The organism is Pseudoalteromonas sp. CH_XMU1449-3 (assembly GCF_037027245.1).
Classification (GTDB): Bacteria; Pseudomonadota; Gammaproteobacteria; order Enterobacterales; family Alteromonadaceae; genus Pseudoalteromonas; species Pseudoalteromonas shioyasakiensis.
Genome location: NZ_JAYMDY010000004.1, coordinates 80,649 through 98,962, shown reverse-complemented (window position 1 = coordinate 98,962; position 18,314 = coordinate 80,649). Strand labels below are relative to the sequence as shown.

Annotated in this window: 18 protein-coding genes; 2 read left to right on the top strand and 16 right to left on the bottom strand. The window is 42.2% G+C overall.

Annotation, left to right across the window (positions count from 1 at the left end; translation table 11 throughout):
* Position 1 precedes the first annotated feature (1 nt).
* The 16 genes from WA256_RS06805 to dapA form a co-directional block, all read right to left on the bottom strand.
* Positions 2 to 553: a DUF3261 domain-containing protein gene (locus tag WA256_RS06805; protein ID WP_063527232.1), complete on the bottom strand. Its 552-nt coding sequence runs from the start codon at positions 551 to 553 to the stop codon at positions 2 to 4.
* Positions 541 to 1,782, bottom strand: a complete 1,242-nt coding sequence (locus tag WA256_RS06800; RefSeq protein WP_335990052.1) for an NAD(P)/FAD-dependent oxidoreductase — start codon at positions 1,780 to 1,782, stop codon at positions 541 to 543. Before WA256_RS06800 ends, WA256_RS06805 begins: the two co-directional genes overlap by 13 nt.
* 3 nt (positions 1,783 to 1,785) lie before the next feature.
* Positions 1,786 to 4,005 carry an MMPL family transporter gene (locus WA256_RS06795; RefSeq protein WP_335990050.1) on the bottom strand — a complete coding sequence of 740 codons (2,220 nt, stop codon included), beginning with the start codon at positions 4,003 to 4,005 and terminating at the stop codon, positions 1,786 to 1,788.
* Entirely contained in the window at positions 4,002 to 4,520 is a 519-nt protein-coding gene (locus WA256_RS06790) for an outer membrane lipoprotein carrier protein LolA (protein ID WP_335990047.1), read from the bottom strand. The genes WA256_RS06795 and WA256_RS06790 overlap by 4 nt, the downstream gene beginning before the upstream one ends.
* Positions 4,520 to 4,945, bottom strand: a complete 426-nt coding sequence (locus tag WA256_RS06785; protein WP_054554548.1) for an acyl-CoA thioesterase — start codon at positions 4,943 to 4,945, stop codon at positions 4,520 to 4,522. Before WA256_RS06785 ends, WA256_RS06790 begins: the two co-directional genes overlap by 1 nt.
* Positions 4,938 to 6,482, bottom strand: coding sequence for an HAL/PAL/TAL family ammonia-lyase (locus WA256_RS06780; protein WP_332393334.1), 1,545 nt, complete (start codon positions 6,480 to 6,482; stop codon positions 4,938 to 4,940). Before WA256_RS06780 ends, WA256_RS06785 begins: the two co-directional genes overlap by 8 nt.
* Before the next feature lies 1 nt (position 6,483).
* The gene (locus tag WA256_RS06775) at positions 6,484 to 7,452 is read right to left on the bottom strand and encodes an LpxL/LpxP family acyltransferase (protein ID WP_335990041.1); all 969 of its coding nucleotides are present in this window, start codon (positions 7,450 to 7,452) and stop codon (positions 6,484 to 6,486) included.
* Positions 7,452 to 8,189 (bottom strand): glycosyltransferase family 2 protein, encoded by a 738-nt coding sequence (locus WA256_RS06770; RefSeq protein WP_335990038.1) that lies wholly within the window; start codon positions 8,187 to 8,189, stop codon positions 7,452 to 7,454. Before WA256_RS06770 ends, WA256_RS06775 begins: the two co-directional genes overlap by 1 nt.
* 3 nt (positions 8,190 to 8,192) lie before the next feature.
* Positions 8,193 to 8,546, bottom strand: coding sequence for an ApeI family dehydratase (locus WA256_RS06765; protein WP_335990033.1), 354 nt, complete (start codon positions 8,544 to 8,546; stop codon positions 8,193 to 8,195).
* Complete coding sequence (locus WA256_RS06760) at positions 8,530 to 9,888, bottom strand: class I adenylate-forming enzyme family protein (protein WP_335990030.1); 1,359 nt, start codon at positions 9,886 to 9,888, stop codon at positions 8,530 to 8,532. Before WA256_RS06760 ends, WA256_RS06765 begins: the two co-directional genes overlap by 17 nt.
* Positions 9,875 to 10,441, bottom strand: a complete 567-nt coding sequence (locus tag WA256_RS06755; protein ID WP_054562420.1) for a hypothetical protein — start codon at positions 10,439 to 10,441, stop codon at positions 9,875 to 9,877. Before WA256_RS06755 ends, WA256_RS06760 begins: the two co-directional genes overlap by 14 nt.
* Before the next feature lie 8 nt (positions 10,442 to 10,449).
* Positions 10,450 to 10,695: an acyl carrier protein gene (locus tag WA256_RS06750; protein WP_054554554.1), complete on the bottom strand. Its 246-nt coding sequence runs from the start codon at positions 10,693 to 10,695 to the stop codon at positions 10,450 to 10,452.
* A 25-nt stretch (positions 10,696 to 10,720) separates the two neighbouring features.
* Positions 10,721 to 10,978, bottom strand: a complete 258-nt coding sequence (locus WA256_RS06745; RefSeq protein ID WP_054554555.1) for a phosphopantetheine-binding protein — start codon at positions 10,976 to 10,978, stop codon at positions 10,721 to 10,723.
* Positions 10,975 to 11,760 (bottom strand): lysophospholipid acyltransferase family protein, encoded by a 786-nt coding sequence (locus WA256_RS06740; RefSeq protein ID WP_062565723.1) that lies wholly within the window; start codon positions 11,758 to 11,760, stop codon positions 10,975 to 10,977. The genes WA256_RS06745 and WA256_RS06740 overlap by 4 nt, the downstream gene beginning before the upstream one ends.
* Positions 11,750 to 12,460: a beta-ketoacyl synthase chain length factor gene (locus WA256_RS06735; RefSeq protein ID WP_335990021.1), complete on the bottom strand. Its 711-nt coding sequence runs from the start codon at positions 12,458 to 12,460 to the stop codon at positions 11,750 to 11,752. Before WA256_RS06735 ends, WA256_RS06740 begins: the two co-directional genes overlap by 11 nt.
* Before the next feature lie 106 nt (positions 12,461 to 12,566).
* Positions 12,567 to 13,481, bottom strand: a complete 915-nt coding sequence (gene dapA, locus WA256_RS06730) for a 4-hydroxy-tetrahydrodipicolinate synthase (RefSeq protein WP_054562639.1) — start codon at positions 13,479 to 13,481, stop codon at positions 12,567 to 12,569.
* Positions 13,482 to 13,641: 160 nt separating this feature from the next.
* Between dapA and WA256_RS06725 the strand changes: the two genes are divergently transcribed.
* Both WA256_RS06725 and WA256_RS06720 read left to right on the top strand, forming a co-directional pair.
* Entirely contained in the window at positions 13,642 to 14,295 is a 654-nt protein-coding gene (locus tag WA256_RS06725) for a DUF6058 family natural product biosynthesis protein (protein WP_063527485.1), read from the top strand.
* Positions 14,296 to 14,531: 236 nt separating this feature from the next.
* A complete protein-coding gene (locus tag WA256_RS06720) occupies positions 14,532 to 18,308 on the top strand; it encodes a S8 family serine peptidase (RefSeq protein ID WP_335990017.1) in 3,777 nt (1,258 codons plus the stop codon).
* Positions 18,309 to 18,314: the final 6 nt, after the last annotated feature.

Below are 18,314 nucleotides of genomic sequence, written 5' to 3'. Positions count from 1 at the left end.
ATCAATTAACCCTTTGAAATTTAATTTTGTAATCCCGCTGAAAGTTTACAAGTTCTGTTGCACCGTCTAAATAGCGAATTTCACTAATTAACTGTTCACCTTGATATAAACGCCGTGTCGAGCCTTGTTCAACCAAGTTCAAACCATAAAGTTGCGAGTTCAGCACAGTAACCGGCCAGTGTACTAGCATGATATCAGCAAGAATATAGCGAGGATCAACCGCGTTGATAGGGAGCATTTTTTCGCTTTTAATCGGCCCTAGTGGCGCTTTTTCTAACTGAAAGATTGGCATACCTTGAGCCGTCATAACAGCCAAGTTAATACCCGTTTCACTGTTTAAACTCAGCTGCGCTAGTAATGTATGCTGCTCATCGCCATGGTGTACTTCAAGTACTTGCTGCCAATTATCGGCAACTAATGACGGCGGTGGGTCAAGCAAATAAATCCCTGCATTTGGCGCTAAATCAACGCCCGTTTTTACTGCAAATTCACTGGCACAACTTGCCACTAATATGCTCAAAGATAAGAGCAAAGAGCGTGTTAGTCGCGACATAATTCAACCAGTGTATTTAAGCGTTTGTTGCTTTGTTTTACAAATGGGTTTTGTAAATCCCATGCATAACCAGCAAGAATAGCACTGATCATCTCGCGCACTTGTTGGTTTTTCTCACTGTAAAAAATCACGTCCTGAAATGAGCCATCATACCAAGCACTGACGTAGGTTCTAAAGCAATTAACCCCTTGTTGCAAAGGCTCACTGTAATCGTTTTTGAAATCAACTTGCTCACCACGTAAGTAGCTATCAACTAAAGGAGCGACCAATGAGGCTGATTTTAATGCAATCGTCACCCCAGATGAAAATACCGGATCTAAAAACTCACCAGCATTACCAAGTAGTGCAAAATGCTCACCATACAAGCTCGACACATTAGCCGAATAGCCTTTGATAGCACGCGCTTCACCAATAGCTTCTCGATTGGCTAATAACTCACTTAAATAGCTATCTTGTTCAATAAATTCATTTAAACCAGCGAGTGGTTGTTTATCCTCAAGCTGCTCTGGTTTACCAACAACACCAATGCTTGCCGTACCATCACTAAATGGGATCAGCCAATACCAAATATCTTTATGCTCTGGATGAACATTAATTAAGATTTTTTCGCGGTCAAACTGGGGATCGCTAATATTATCTTTAAAATGGCTGAAAAAAGCCCAACGTACAGGGAAATTTGATGCTGACTCTAAATCAAGTAAGCGAGGTAATACCCTGCCAAAACCACTGGCATCAAGTACAAAACGCCCTTTAATTTGATAGCCTTGCTGGTTTTCATCCGTAACATCAAGTAAAGCGCCATCCTCACAATCGGTGAACGCTAACACGCTATGTTGGTAACGTATTTCAGCCCCTTGCTGCATGGCACCATCGGCTAAGCATTTATCAAAGTCAGCGCGTTTTACCTGAAAAGTCGTGCCAGGGCCTTCGCTAAATTTCTCGGTAAAATCGATTGTGGTGTGGTCGCCACGACGCTGAAACGCCGCACCATTTTTAAACTGAAAACCAAGTGATTGTGCCTGTGCTTGCACCGCTTGCTCAAGGCCTGCTTCTGCTAAAAAGCTCATGCACTGGGGTAATAAGCTTTCACCAATCGAAAAACGAGGAAAGGTTTGCTGCTCTAACACCACTACATGCCAACCTTTTTTCATCAGTAAACTGGCAGCCACGGCACCTGAAGGGCCCGCACCAATAATAACAACATCAGCCTGTTGAACTTGATTATTCACCTATTATTTTTCCTTATTTTTAGGTAATGCAATACTGAGCGGCGCCAGGATATAGATACAAACTAGCCCCACTAATACCGTTAATCCGAAACTGAAAATGGCCGGTGTTTTCGAAACGGCCAACATGCCAAATACCCACATCGATGATGCCGCTGACAAACTAATTGCGAGTACATTGCTCGGGCTTAAATTATTGACTTGATAAAACACCAAGTAATCGATTGCCAACGCTAATATCAATAAACAGCCTAACAAATTAAAAATCGATAACTGAGATTGCAGCGCACTGCATAGTAGCAGTACAGCTGCGGTAGTTAGTACAAGTACTAACGTTTGTTTACACGCCGTTTTAAAACCAAATTTAACGCTAAAGAGTAGTAACGCAAAGGTCATCGCAATGGCCAGTGTCACCAGTAACGAATTTGAGTAATGACTTAAACCTTCGCTTATCATCGCGACTTTATCGTAAACAATTAAATCTGGGTCAGCGTTGGCTAAATCCATCAGCTCGGATTTATTTACACCGGTTACCATAAACCAGCTTGCGGTTAGTGTATTGTTTGAGATCACTTGGTTAGCGATTAACGGCGCTAACGGTGAATTAAGTGCCGCGTTTAGATCAAGCATTGATGTTGAGAGCTCAACAGGCATCCCTGTCATTTGGCTAACTACACTCATAGCTTGCTGGGCTGAATGCAACTGCTCATAGTTTTGCTGTTGCAATTGTTTACTAGGCACTAAGTCACTAAGCATCACTGCAGTGCCATTAAGGCCGAGTATAGTTGCTTTTACTGCTTCTTGTTGTACTAATAACTGCTGCGCATTATCGGCAAATAAAATCATGATTTGGCCATTATCTTTACCTAATAAAGACATATGCAAAGCTTCGTTTTGCATTAAGTCAGCAGGACTTGCATTTAACAGCTTTACATCATCATTTATCACAGGGGGTTTTAGTAAAGCAAAAGCACTCAGAAACACTAGCATCAGCATACTGAGTGCGACGCGATAATGCGTTAAGCGTTTTAAATAACCACTTAACATGCTTGCTAACTGATGCGCAGCAGTGTTAATGGTTAAACCAGCTTGCCAATAAGGCAATAAAATACGTGTGCAGAGCCAAGCTGTAACTAGCCCTGCAACAACAAACACGCCCACTTGACTGAGTAACTGCACCGGTGAGAAAAACAAACTCGCGTAACCGAGTGTGGTGGTTAGTAACGACAACAACAGTGCCAGTTTGAGCCCTTGGCTAAAACCTTGTGACTGCTCGGTTAAATCAAGCATGCCATGAAATGCATAATCAATGGCAATACCAATCAGCGTCACGGCAAACACCATGGTTAATACATGGACTTGACTAAAAATACTGATCAGCGCAATGGTGCCGCCAATAGCGGCGCTTATCACGGTTACAGAGGCCAGCCACAATGCATTTATCGAGCGAAACACCCATACCACCATCACAATAAGTGCCAGCAAGCTCACCGAACCAAACAAGGTCATTTCAAATTTGGCTTGCTGCGCATTTGCTGCGGTATGAAATAAAGCACCAGCATAGCGAATTTGTGTATCGGGATAGCGGCTTTCAAGCTCAGCGATATAGGCAACTATCTCATTGCTTAAAGCTATTGATTGATTTATTGAAAAGGCATTGTCAGCACTTTGCACGAATAACATTAAATACTCATCACCTTGATAGCTAATGTTAATTCGGCCATCTTGCAGCTCAAATTGCTGCATGTGTGCCATAGCCTCAGATAAGAACCCCGCTGTGGCAAGCGTAGGGTCTTGGTTGATAGTACTTGAAACAAAAGGATCTGCGACTTTACTCAACTGACTAAAGTAATACTGTTGAAAGCGATTAGCATCGCCAATCGCTTGCTTATATTCCTCGGAAACTAAATGCCCTGCGTACTGACCGTAAAATGCTGCCAACTGGGATATTTCTGGTAACTTAAAACGAGGCTCAATATGTTTGCTAGAAAGCCACTGATGTAAATCATCATAAGCCTTTACTGCATTTTCACCACGAAAAGAAAAGCTCAACTGCTGTTTATTAGCCGCAAAAAAGTGTTCTTCGACTTGCTGTAAACGCGGTTCTGACTTTGGCAACAAAGCCAAAATATCATTATTCAACGTAGGCTGTTTTAGAATAAAAACAACCACTAAGGCGCTAACTAATAGGCTCAGCCAAGCGAGCGTTAGGCCCCATGCTTTCACTGTTTTTGCTCATTGTGAGGATACGCAAAGCGTAATACCGTAAAGTTACCATTTGCTTCTTGCAGACGCACACGGCTCACTTGCTCTGCTGCTACACATAATTCGAACTGACTAAATAGCTGTTTTAGCAAGTCATCTTTAGGCAATAAAGTCTGACAACCGGATTCTGCATGATCTGTCATCGAAAATTGCTCAGCAAGTGCCACTTCATCATGCTTTAAAATCGCTTGCAGTAAATTAACGTAAGGCTCAGCGCCTTTTTGTAGCTGCGGCTCATCTTGATCGTTAAGGGTATATACTTGCCCTTGCTTGATTAATAGCGTGCTTTTAACCGGAGATTCAACCTGCCAAGTGAGGCCATCTTCAGTAAGTTCAAACGAACCTGTTGAAATAAAAGGTTTACTAAATCCTTTAAAATGCTTCTCTTGGCTAAATGTGCCTTGCTCTGTCACCGCGCTTGATGCAATCACAGGGAAAAGAACTAGCACACTCAGTAACAACACGCTTAATCGCATTAAATCACCTTTTGAAGTTTTTCATGTAGCACAGGCGGCGAAACAAACTGCATTTCTTTTTTCTCTATATCAACCGCAACTTGGATAGTCGTTGCTTTGGTTAACTTTTTACCTGTAGCGCAATCAGTGATTACGTAATCGATACGTAATCGTGTTTCATATTCTTTTAAATACGCATCAACGCGGATTTTTTGTGTGAACAAAGCTGAGCCGACGTACTTAATATGCATGTCAATAATCGGCCATGCATAGCCAGACTCTTGCATTTGCACATAATCATAATCAAACAAACGCAGTAATTCACAGCGCGCGACTTCTAAATAGCGCGGGTAATTACCATGCCATACCACATTCATTGGATCGCAATCATGAAAAGGAATTTCAATCTCAACATGAGTGCTCAGCAACGAGCCTCTACTATGCATATAAACTCCAACGTTTTGTTTGAATAGCCTCAACCGTAAAGCGAAGAACCGCCTCTAGAGGACGGTCTTCATCAAGCAGCGGGAAAAACTCGCTAATGTCTTGATACATACTTTGTACATCACTAGTTAAACTAGCAAATTCAAGCTCACCGCTATTAATACGTAAACGCAAACCTTGAATACTCGCAAGCAGCGTACTTGCAACCACTTGCTCAGTTAGCTGCAATATACGCAAACAGTCTCGTGCAGCGATGGTTCCCATGCTAACTTTATCTTGGTTGTGACACTCGGTTGAACGAGAAAACACACTTGCTGGCATGGTCAGTTTTAAGGCTTCAGCCGTGTATGCACTGGCGCCAATTTGGACCGCTTTAAAACCATGGTTAATGTAACGACGTTCATCATTACTCGCCGATAAATTAGAAGGCAAACCATTGTTATAGCGCGTATCAACTAAGGATGCGATTTGTCTGTCTGCTAAGTCAGCTAAATTAGCAACAGCAGTTTTCATGCTATCCATTACCATTGCAATATGACCGCCATAGAAGTGACCACCATGCAGTACGTGCTCACCTTCACCATCGATGATTGGATTATCATTTGCCGAATTTAGTTCATTTTCAATCATTTGCCTAAACCACGGCAAACTATCTTGCAGCACACCAATCACATGTGGAGCACAGCGAATTGAATACCTATCTTGTAAGCGGTCAGCATTACGCGGGTGTTCTACATGGTTTAAGTCTCCACGGATCCATGCAGCTACTTGCTGCTGCCCTGGATGTGGTTTCACTGAAAACAAAATATCATCAAAGTGATGACTGTTACCTTTTAATGCAAGGCTTGCAAGGGCTGTTATACGGCTGGTCAATTTAACTAGATAATCAGCTCTATCATAAGCAAGACATGCCAAAGCTGTCATCACGGCAGTGCCATTCATGACTGCCAGCCCTTCTTTCGGGCGCAGCTTTAATGGCTGTAAGCCAAGTTCTTGCATCACCTCTAGACTGTTTTTAATTTCGCCTTTGTAATACACATCACGCTCGCCAACCATAGCACCAGCTACATACGAAAGTGGCGTTAAATCACCACTGGCTCCTACAGACCCTTCTTGTGGGATCACCGGTACGATATTGTGATTTAAAAAGTCACGTAATAAATTCAACATCTCCCAGCTAACGCCAGAATAACCTTGTGAAAGCGAAGTTAAACGAGTCGCTAAAATAGCGCGCCCTTGGGCTTGATTAAACACATCGCCAAGGCCACAACCATGAAAACGAGTAAGATGCAGTGGTAACTCATTGACTAAATCAAGTGGCACTTTTACGGTTACTGAGTCGCCATAACCTGTGGTAACACCATATATCACGCCATCGTCTTCAAGCAACTTATCTAAAAAGGCCACGGCGCTGTCTATTTTATTAGCAAATTGACGGTCTGATGTTAACGCAACAGCACCTTGCTCTAATGCAATATGAACAATATCTTCGATTGATAAACGCTGTTGGCCAAAAACGGTAGTCGAGTGCTCTGACACCTTAGTTCTCCTTGTTTTGACTACGAGACACTTGCTCGTCATTTTGCCAAAAATCATAAAAATTAAACCATTGATACGGATAGGCCGCAGCATAAAAACTGAGCCTTTGCGCATAATCGCTAACAATTTGTTGTAATGTTTGTTGCCTCGCTTTACGCGGTAAAACGAGTTTGTCGGCGTATTTTTCAAAAATCACGCGGTAAAATGTTTCGCCATTGGGCTTTTTATCTTTTAAACAAAACAGATGAAACACCGGGCAATCTAACAGCGCAGCTAAAATAAATGGCCCTTGTGAAAAAGGGGCTGGCTTACCTAAAAAGTCAGCTTCAATAACTCTTCCTGCGGTTGTGGTACTGGTTCTATCACCGACAATCACCACAATTTCACCCTGCTCGACTTTTTCTTTGAGCATAATTGCCATATCAGGGCCAAGATCGGTTACTTGAATGAGGTTTACTGCAACATCCGGATTAATACTTTTCAGTAATTTATTAAATTCAACAGCATGATGCGTAAACACCAACACATTAATCGTTTTACTGTTTCGGTGTTGGCTAAGAGCTCTACATACCTCTAAGTTACCAAGGTGTGAGCCGATAAAAATAGCCCCTTGCTGTTGCTCATCAAGTTGTTTAAACAGCGCTTCGTTGGTGTAAAGAATATTATGTTGCTGAATTCGTCCAAGCCAGGCATCAATTTTGTCAAAGGCGCTGTCAGCAAAGCAGCGAAAATGACGAAAGCTATCTCGCCAAGTAACCGCTTTGCTATTGCCATTCACTTTACGCGCTTGGGTTAAGAATGCATGTGACGCTTGGCGGGCAGTTTTGCCTGTTAAAAACAAATAAAACACCACCGGAAACAACACCAACCACAGGCCTTTTCGACCAAATACGCGATAACATACGAGCAATATTTGCATGCCTAAGCGATTGCCACGTTCTTGCATTTTTGACCAGTGCTTTACAGCCATTAGCCTGCCACCTTACGCCAAAGTAGCTTAGGTGAGCGTAGCAACATGCCAAAGAATAAACGCGTATGCAGCCAAGAAATTCCCACGTTATCGTGTAAGGCTCGAAAATGAGATACGCCATTTTCAGGGTAAATGACCTGGGTTGGCAAAAACGTGACTTTAACACCTTGCCAATAAAGCCTGACTAAAATTTCAATATCAAAGTCCATGCGCTTGCCAAGCGTTTGCTTAGCCATTAATTGTTCAACGGCTGCTAAGGGGTAAACCCGAAAACCACACATTGAATCAACAATATCAAAGCTGAGCGTTTCTACCCAAACCCAAAAATGGGTGATGTAACGACTTAAATAACGGTGCTTAGGCACGGAGCTGTCATAAATTGGGCAACCACTGATCACCTTGTTAGGTGATGCATTACTCAGTTCAATCAACTTACTAATATCTGCTAACGAATGCTGGCCATCAGCATCAACCTGAATGGCATGGCTAAACCCTTGCTGATAGGCAGCCATCAAGCCAGTTTGAACTGCCCCACCCTTACCTTGATTTTGAGCATGGCTTATCAAGGTTAAAAAATCGTACTTAGCGTTAAGCTTTGCAAATACTTGTTTGGCATCAGCGTCACTGCCATCATCAACCATGATTATCGGCAGCTGTAGCTCTTTTAGCTCATCGAGTACTGCAGCGATAGCATGGGTGTGATTGTAATTAGGAATAACAATACAAAACTGGTTCATGGCTTAATCACAAAATACAATTCGACCAGACGCATGCTGGCCTTTTTCTGATTGATAGCTAAACAAACATTTGCCTTTTGCATTGCGCTCAAGGGTTAGGTTTACCGTCATATCAGGGGTTGTTACTACCTGAAACTTTAACACTTCTAAATCTTGTACTAGTTTGCCAAAACCCAAATATTGCTGAGCATATTTTACAGCCCAATCCAGCTGTACTACGCCTGCTAAAATTGGTGCATTAGGAAAGTGGCCGCGAAAATAATCTAAATCAGCCGCAATGGTTAACGCTAAACTCACGCTAGTTTCTGTTTGTGATAAAACGGCCACCTCTGGGGTCACGTTATTCAGGCTTGGCAAAATACTGCTCCAATGTTTTTAAACTTAATTTAGCTTGGCTGTTAAAAGGAAGTGCATCGATGTAGCGCCATTTACGTGGTAAGCAAATACGTTCAAAGCGGTTTGAGAGGTGTGCTTGTAAAGCGCGGTTAATTGCCAATTTACCCTGTTGTTCAAGCTCTTTATTTGCCTCATCACTGAGTACAACCACCGCACCAATTTGCACGCGCTTAGCTGGAATAACCACCACTTTTGCTTCTTTTACCCAGTCATGGCTTTGCAGATAATTCTCAAGCTCATCAAGGTTTAAACGTTTTTCTTCAATTTTTATCGTTCTGTCTATACGGCCCAACAGTTTAAATTGACCATTTTTATGAATAAGCGCTCTATCATCTAACGGGAAACTCGATTGCTCTAAAATCGCAGAATCTAGCATCAAGCGCCCTTCATGATTCAACGATAAATAATTACCATTAAACGGCTGCCATGGTACATCAACCGCCGCCTGTGTAACTTGTCGATAAGCAATACCGCCGGTTTCGGTACTACCAAATACTTGGGTAGCTGGGCGAGCTAACTGGTTAAATAAAGTTTCGGCATGTTCATTGTTGAGTGGTCCGCCAGAGGAAAATAACCACTTAATTTTGTCGCGTTCAGGAATTAACACATTATCAGCACATAAACGACCAAGTTGCGCAGGGCTTGAAACGAGCGCTGCATAACGAATATTTTTTAGTCTTTGCGCAATATGTTCAGGATACTGAATTTGTTCACTATCAATTATATGGCCTTTCGCCAACGGCCAAAGTAAACGAAATAATAAGCCGTAAATATGCTGATGCGAAACAGTTGCTAAAAACGTAAATTGGCTGGGTAAGTCAAATGACATTGAAAGTACTGCAAGCTCTCGATTTAATACCCGCCACGGTTTCACAATCGGTTTAGATTGTCCTGATGAGCCTGAAGTATAAAATATAACCGCTGTGTTTGTTGGCCATTGTAAACGGTTAGTTTGCAAAGGCGTGTGACCAAGACTTTGCTCAAGGTTAGTAAAAAGCACATCATCATTGATATTGGTCGCATCGCCGGCAAAAAAAGCAGACTGAGCAAGCAATAAGCTTAATGTTTCATGCTGACCATTAGGTGGCAGAATGACATTATGACCACTACACGCTAAGGCAAATAAGCGCACTGCAAATTGGTAAGTATCAGGATGGAATAACACCACATGGCTGCCAGCTTTAAGCGCTGTAAGCTTACTTTGATAAGCCGCAATATCAGCAAAAAACTGTGTTTGTGTTATTGGCTGCCCTGCAACAACAAATGCAGCGTCTGGGTGAAATTTCAGGTTACTCGCTACCATTACTTTTAACCTTTTGTCTTACAAGCCATTCCACAAGGCCTAAGAGAGCTATCAAAATATAGGCTATTAATCCGTTGTACAGAGTCCATGTCTGTAACGAAGTAAATAGGCTAGTGTATAACGCAATACTGCCATTAATAATAAAAAACGCGCACCATACTTTAGTAACTTGGCGCGTGTAATTAACCCCTTTTTCATCAAGATCAGGCTCTTTAATTCGAGCAAAACTTTCAATGACTGTTGGGCCACTTTTCAACGAATAAGCAAAGGTTATGGCCATTACTGTATTTATAATGACTGGGTAAAGCTTTAAGCCCAGATCACTGTTAAAAAACTGCGTCGTTGCTAAAGCGATAATAGCCAAAATAGAGGCTGGCTTTATCCATGGCATAGATGTCAGTAACTTCTTGCTAAGTAAAAGCCTTAAACCTAACAATACCATCAATACCAAGCTCACTTGCCTTAATGAGATATGCTGTAATCCAAAATACACAATAAATGGGTATAAAGATAAGCATACTAAGAGCAGTGTTGTGGTTATCGCTTTGAGCATAGTAATGTTTATGAAACGAGCTTTTCTACTTCGTTTACAACATCTTGCACAGTACGCACTTGCTTAAATGCATCTGGCTCAATTTTCTTACCAGTGATTTCGCGTAGTTTTACAACTAAATCAACAGCATCAATGCTATCAAGATCTAGGTCTTGATACAGGTGCGCATCTAGGCTGATATCATCAGCATCGATCTCAAATTCATCTACTAAAATGCCCTGTAAAACGTTGTAAATGTCAGCAGCGGTTTTCATGCTTATTCCTACTTCTAAGTCTGTATTATGATTGGTGTTGGTTAATAAATTCTGCCAATGCATCTACCGATGCAAAATGGGCTTTTGTTTGTTCTGAGTTTGCGTCAATCTTAACGTTAAACTCTTTTTTAATGGCTAAGCCAAGCTCAAGCGCATCGATGCTATCTAGGCCTAAACCATCAACAAACAAAGGTTGGTCATTTTCAATATCATCCACGGTAATATCTTCAAGATCTAAGCTGCTAATGATTAATTGTTTTATTTTGTTCTTTAGTTCAGTCATAGGTGCCTGAGTTCCTCTGAAAAGTAATGTTGCAAATCACGGGTTAATTGTCGTGCTTGCATGGCGGGTTGTTCATTATTAAATGTGTCGTTAAACGTAAATGGGTCAGTGGCAAAGCGCATCTCAAAATGCGCTTTTGTTGCGGCAACGCAATACCATGGTGTGCCTTTGGTCAAAGTGCTGGGTTTCATACTAATCAGCACTGAGGTAATTGGGGCTTCACAACGCGCAGCAATATTCGCAGCGCCACGCTTAAATTTTAACTGTTCACCTGGGGTTGTGCGGGTGCCTTCAGGAAAGATAATCAGGTTATTTCCAGCAGCGAGTGATGCTTCACAATCATTAAGTAACTCTTGCGGGTCTTCATTACTAATATAACCTGTGCCTTTAATGACACCGCGCATAAATGGATTTTTAAATAGGTGTGCTTTGACCACGCAGTCAGCATTTTTAATCACAGATATCAGCACCACAACATCAATTAATGAAGGATGATTGGCAAGTACTAACTGCCCTTTAAGATCATGAAATTTCTGTTTATCTTGCACAGAGAAATGGATAGCACCGGTGTAATGCATTAAGGCAACAAAGAATTTAAAACTATAGTGAACCGTTAAACGGGCTTTTTGCTTACGTTTCGCTTGGCAAGGTTCAAATAAACGTTGTAAAGGCAAAACCAACAAGGTGAGTACAATACCGCCAAAACCAAATACAGAAAAACAAAACCCGGTTGCCAGTACCCGCCAAATTTTATTCAACTTAATGTAAACGTTAGTCGCCATGGTACTGTAGCATCCAAGCTGATTGTTGATGTGAAAGCAGCGATTGTGATCCTTTGCTTGTTAAAGCAGCTGCTAATTGCAAACTCAGTGGTAAACACGAGTCACTTTGAGTATGTTCTAATTCAGGAAGTTTCGTTAATTCAAAATATGGCTTACCGGTCTGCGCTGTTGATAATACGAACGATACACTATGAGCAATTTGTTGCTCGTCGCTAAATGGTAAGTACTCATCTGGTAATACACTTTCGGCATGAGCAATCAAAATCTGCTGTTCAATACCACTATGAACACGCGCAAAACCGTCTATCATGGCTGAAATAATGCTGTCTTGGTCACCAGCAATAGCATTCATCGGGGCTTTATTTTTTGCAATAATCGAAAATAATCCGGTTGCAGCATTATGTACACTCAAACCAAATGCGGTCGGAGAAAGAGGCTCTTGTTCGACAAGTGAATGTAACAGTTGCGATGTTTTTGGTAAGTCGCCATGACGCGATGAAAAATTAACAGCTAGCTGCTGATACTCACCTTGCGCTTGATGCATAGTATGAAGCGCCATTTTCATAAATGGGCTTAAGCGGCGGCGCTGCATCGGTGCAACCCAGCTTAAATCAAGGTCAGCAAGATTGAGATGGCTTAATTCTGCTATTTGTTGCTCGGGTGCAACCCATAAACTCAAATTATCAACAACAAATTTCACAAATATTATTCTTATAACGCCAAACGATTGCTAATTTTACCTATTAGCTACAAAAAAGTAAAACAATGGCGCTTAATTACAGCCGTAATTAAGCACTCATTCATTTTTATCGTAAAATAACGTCTTTTTCGGTTAAAAGTTGTGCTTTTTCGCCTACTATATCAGCAACATCAAGTTCGTTAATGTAACCTAAACCGATTTCTTGCTGAGCACTTGTTAGTGGTACATAAGGAAGACGGAACACAGGATTTACCGCGCCTGTCATCATAAGTGCCGTATTGATTGCAATTGGGTTAGGCTCGCAGAATAACCAGCCCATAAGTGGCTGTAGTTTTGCATTAAGTGCATCATTTTGCTCATCCATTAACTGACGGAATAAGCCTGGAATAATATTAGATGTAACCGAGATAACACCGTGGGCTTTATGAATGTGTCTTGCATCATGCGCTTCATCGTCGTTACCTGACCAACAAGCAATACCTTGCTGTTCATAATGAGCAATACGCTCATTGCCACCGCACTCTTTTACACCGATAAAGTTTTCGTGCTTAGCGAGTGGCTCAATGATATCGGGTGTTAAGTCTTGGCCTGTACGACCGGCTACGTTGTAGATAAACGCAGGACCAATATCAAGTAAACGGTTAAAGTGCTCTTTCACACCCGCCAGCGACGTACGTCCATAATAAGGGTTAATTTGTAGCGCTGCATCCATACCGGTGGCAAAACCATACTCGGTTGCTTTAATCGCTTCGCGTGTATTATTGCTACCTGTATTACCGACAATTAATAAACGGTCAGAGAATTTGCTAACACTGTGAGCAATTAGCATTAAGTGTTCTTCCCAATTCATTAATTGCCCTTCACCTGTGGTACCACCGACAATAATGCCATCAACACCAGCTGCAATTTGCTGTTCAACAAGGTCGTCATAACATGCAAGATCAATTTCACCATTGGTTAAATAAGGTGTTTTTATAGCGGTGATCAAACTTGCTTGTTTAATTGTTTCTAGGTTGCGCATAACTTTTTTAATGTTTGGAAAATTTGCGCTAGTTGTATCACAAACACAGGCATTTTCCGAGTAGTGTGCTGCAATAAATAAAAATACTTGAGAAAAAATCAAAGTTAAGCCAAAATCAAACACTGTATAAATTAACAGTATTTATTGTGAGTATTTGATAATGCAACTTTCAAAATTTTTGGCAACCTACTTTTATACCACCGAAGAGCTGTGCCATACCCTCTCAATTGATGAGGAAACGCTATCGGCATGGCAACAAAGTAGTTTATTTCCAAAGCCGAGTTACTGTTTGCAGAGTCAATTAGAATGCAGTTCGTATTCGGGCATTTATCAATGCGAAGAATATCAAGACTATTACCCTCGTGGTGCCGCTAGCTGGGGGCAATTAATTATCAAACATGACATAAGCTCATCTTGCCAAGCATTTAATTATTTTGCTCAGCAATATTCAAATCAACTCAGTAAGCTTGCTGAGCAAGGCTTTGCTATCGATGAAGAATTATTTGGCAGTGAAATTGACGAGCACTTACAGCAAGTTTGGCAGCAGTTTTTATGCAGTAAATACGGTGTGCTAACACAAAATGGCTTAGTTGAAGAAGCCGTACAGCTCGATGTGGCTAAGTTATTGATTGATGATATTACTGAACTACGCACTAAAACAGGTCTAAGCGTGGAAGAGCGCCAAAGCTTACATAAAGCGCTCAAATTAATGAACCGCGCGTTAAGTCATGGTACGGGCAACGAAGGTAAAAACACCTTACGCCATCGTTATATTGATGACGTAGTGGCAAAGTACGATCTATCGGTAAAATAACCTCTCATTTTTGCGCTTAAAATGAAGCGAAACTGAATGACCGCACAAAGTTACAACAGTGTTTATTTTGTTATAAATAGGTTAATACAATTTGCTACCTTTGTTTTGTAGGTTTTCATCTGCTTGATCGATAGATTGGTCTGGTTGAGTTATTGCTCTTGTCATATTTGTTATTTTGACAGCTAGCAATAACTCCTTTCTTCCAAACTAATTACATCAAAATAAAGGATGAAAAGATGAAACCTTTTCCAAGGCTTGGTCGCTTAAAGGCGACCTACTTAGCCATGCTCGGCTTATCGATTGCTCAACCAGCAACCGCAGAAGAAACATTTGTTACACAACAAAGTAAAGCGGATGCCCTTACATTCACTTTGATCACTGGGGACAAAGTATCGGCTGTTGTCAATAAAGACGGCAAGCTAGGCGGCATTCGATTAGTGAATGCAGATGGTTCAGATACATTCACCAGTATCTTTAAACGTGCTAACAACACCTATGTTGTTCCAAACCATGCTCAAGCCTTAGTTGATTCAAATGCGATCGATTTAGAGTTATTTAACATTAATAAGTTATATGAATCGGGTTACGATGATGCATCAACCGACGCGCTCCCCGTCATTGTTGAATACCGCGACGGCACCCTTGCAGGACCTGCAGTCCCAGCAACGCTTGCTGGTATGTCATTAACCGGTGAAATTGAGCTAATCGACAGCGCCGCATTTGCAATCAACAAAGACAAAGCAGCGCAAACTTGGCAAACCCTGGTTGCACAAGCTGACGTTGAAGGTATTTGGCTTGATGCTGTCGTTCATGCTCACAAGGTTACCCAGTCAGAAACACTGACTCCAACAGTCCCACTAACCGGCGCATATGGTGAGTCAGCGATTAACTATAATGGCGAAGGTATTAAAGTTGCCGTACTTGATACAGGCTACGACACCGAGCACCCAGACTTACTAGGTCGTGTCGTTGCATCACGCGATTTTACGTATTCGAGCAACGGTGTAGATGACTTAAATGGTCATGGTACTCATACAGCTTCAACCGTTGCAGGCAATGGTCATGAGTCAGCAGGCAAATGGGTCGGTGTGGCACCAGCCGCCGATTTAATTATCGGTAAAGTACTTGGTAATACAGGAGGAGGATCAACCTACGGTATTTTAAATGGCATGCAATGGGCGGTGCTTTCAGAACAAGCTGACATTGTAAATATGTCATTGGGTGGCACAGCAACAACCTGTAGTGGCCCATTGGTTGAGATGGTTGAAGCGCTGAGCGATAAGGCCTTATTTGTTATCTCTGCAGGCAATAGCTTTACCCGTGAAACGATTGGTTCACCGGGCTGCGCGCCAAGTGCATTAACCGTGGGTGCTATTGATCGTGACGGCAATACGGCGTCGTTCTCTTCACGCGGTCCATCGCCAGATGGCCACTCAGCAAAACCAGATATTGCCTCGCAAGGTGTCTCTGTGGTTGCCGCGGCTTCTGGTGGCTTAGGTGATACGGCCTACCGCGTGTATTCAGGTACATCAATGGCTGCCCCTCATGTTGCCGGTGGTGCTGCAATTGTAATGCAAGCTCGCCAAGACCTTACGCCAAAAGAAATTAAAGACGTGCTTACATCATCTGTATTTAGTAGTGATTCCCACGTCCTTGAGCAAGGTGCCGGTGCCATGAATATCGACCGTGCCATTGACCAAGCAATTGTGGCCCCTGCAAACCGTGAACTTGGCTACTTTGATAATGCCAATAGTGCATTTACCGAAACACAGATCACGTTAACAAACACGTCTGATGAAAATATTAAATTAAAATTGAAATTAGATTTAATCGGTGAAGATGGCAAAACACAATTACCGGCGACCTTGGCAGGGTTAGATGTTAAATCTGTAACAATCCCAGCCAAAGGTGTTGCTCAAGTCCCTATATGGATTGACCCTAGTGTGGCACTTAATAACAGTGCTTATGGTGCAATTACAGGTCGTATCACAGGCACAACCGTTGGCAATGCAGATCAGCAAGTGACTGTACCAGTGTCATTTTGGATTGACCAACCTCACGTTAATTTAACAGTAAACCTAACTGATCGCTGGGGTAATCAAGCAGGCTCGCCATCTAAGCTTTACTTAATTAATGAAGAAGATGATTGGGGCAGTCTTGTTAGGCTCACTGGCGGTAAAGCCAATATCGATGTACCTGCTGGTTACTATACGTTGATTGCTAACATTATGACTTACGATAACCCGCAAACCAGCTCTGGTTTAGTTGAATCAGCGGCACAAATGGCTGTATTAAATCGTAAGATTGATGGCAAAACAGAGATTAACTTTGATGCACGCAACGCTCAACCTGTCACCTTTAAAGCTGACCAGCCTCTTGATCCACAAGGTTATTCATTTGGCTTTACTTACGCGATTGACGATCAAGAAGTTGCGAAGCTTGCAGCTATCGAAATGGCTCCTGATTACGTAAATGATATGTATGCTTGGTCACAAGGTCATGACGATCGCTTTCGCTCATTTATCACCACCCGCGCAGTGGCTCCAGAAACAACCGTCACAATGCAAAACGGGGTTGAACTTGATTACATCAAACAAGGTTTAGCACTGTCTTTTCATGGTGAAGGCTCTGCAGAAGTCGTGCCAGTAGGTGATGCTGGTTACAGCACTGACTGGAGCCAATTTGAGTTAGACGGAAAAATTGCGCTTATTGCTAACCCTAATTACCTCACGTCTTACATGGTCGGTAATGCAATGAAAAATGGCGCCAGCGGTGTGATTTTTTATCGTCCTGGTCGTGGCGGCCGATATAAAGGGGCAATCACAGGCACACCAAAAGTACCCGTGATTGGTATTAGTACCGAACAAGGTGAAGCCTTAATGGCAGAAATCGAAGCTGGCAACAATATCATTAGCTGGTCTGGTATTGCGGCTGAACGCTCACCTTATGCTTATTCAATCAACCATATTACTGATGGCCGAATTCAGGCTGGGCAAATCAATGTTGCGGAGCATAAAATGCATAAAATGAGTGCGTCTTATCATTCGCAAAATGATGAGCGCCCGGCATGGACTGATGTTATGGCAATGACCAACAGTACCGGAGAGTTCTACTCAACAGGTAGCTCACAGTTAATTATGTTGCCTCATCAGCGTGATGAATATTACACAGCAAGTACAAAAAATGCATGGACGAATGTCGTTATGCCAAACTATCAAATTCAAAGTGCTGGCGCTTATTTTGATGGTCCACGCGCTATGACTGAAGGTGCTGAGCAAAGCACTACTTGGTTTAAAGGTCCACGTGCTGGTAGCTTAGGCAGCAGTGGCTCAGCGATTATTAGCCGCGATACCAATGTCCTTTATTTTAATCTTGCTTCGTTTGGAGATGCCGCAAACCATGATGGTATCTTTGGCTTTATGGGTAGCTCAGCATTTGGTTTAAAAGTAAATGGTGAGCCAGCCTCTCCGTATCAAGGCACGTTAACGCTTGAACCGGGCTCTCATCAAATTACCTTAGAAATGCGTTCTTATGCCCGTGGTGTTGGTGAGCGCTCTCCAGTCAATGATAAGCTAGGTTCTCTTTACCAAGGTTTCTATACATTTACGGCTGACGAGCAGCAACAAGGTGTTCAGCCAATTTTAGTGCCTATGGTTGATTTACCTGTTGATATTAACAACAGCATGAAATCAGGTGAAGCGGCTCACGTTAAGTTAACGGGTTTATTGGACGGTGTAGGTGAAGTGGCGCTGGCAGATGTACAGTTCCAATATGCGTACGGCCAAGAATGTACGATTGCTAACGTGCCTGCTTATATCTATTGCCCTGTATCAACGAAGTTCTCAAGCGAAAACTGGTTAGATGCACAAGTTGAACACATTGACGGTGAATGGGTAGCTACGATCCCTAATACTGGCAACGTCGGTGACTTTGTCCATATTCGTACGATTGTTTCTGATTATGGTTCAAGCCAAGCTGAGCAAATTACCATGCGAGCTTACATGTTAGATTAATTAGTT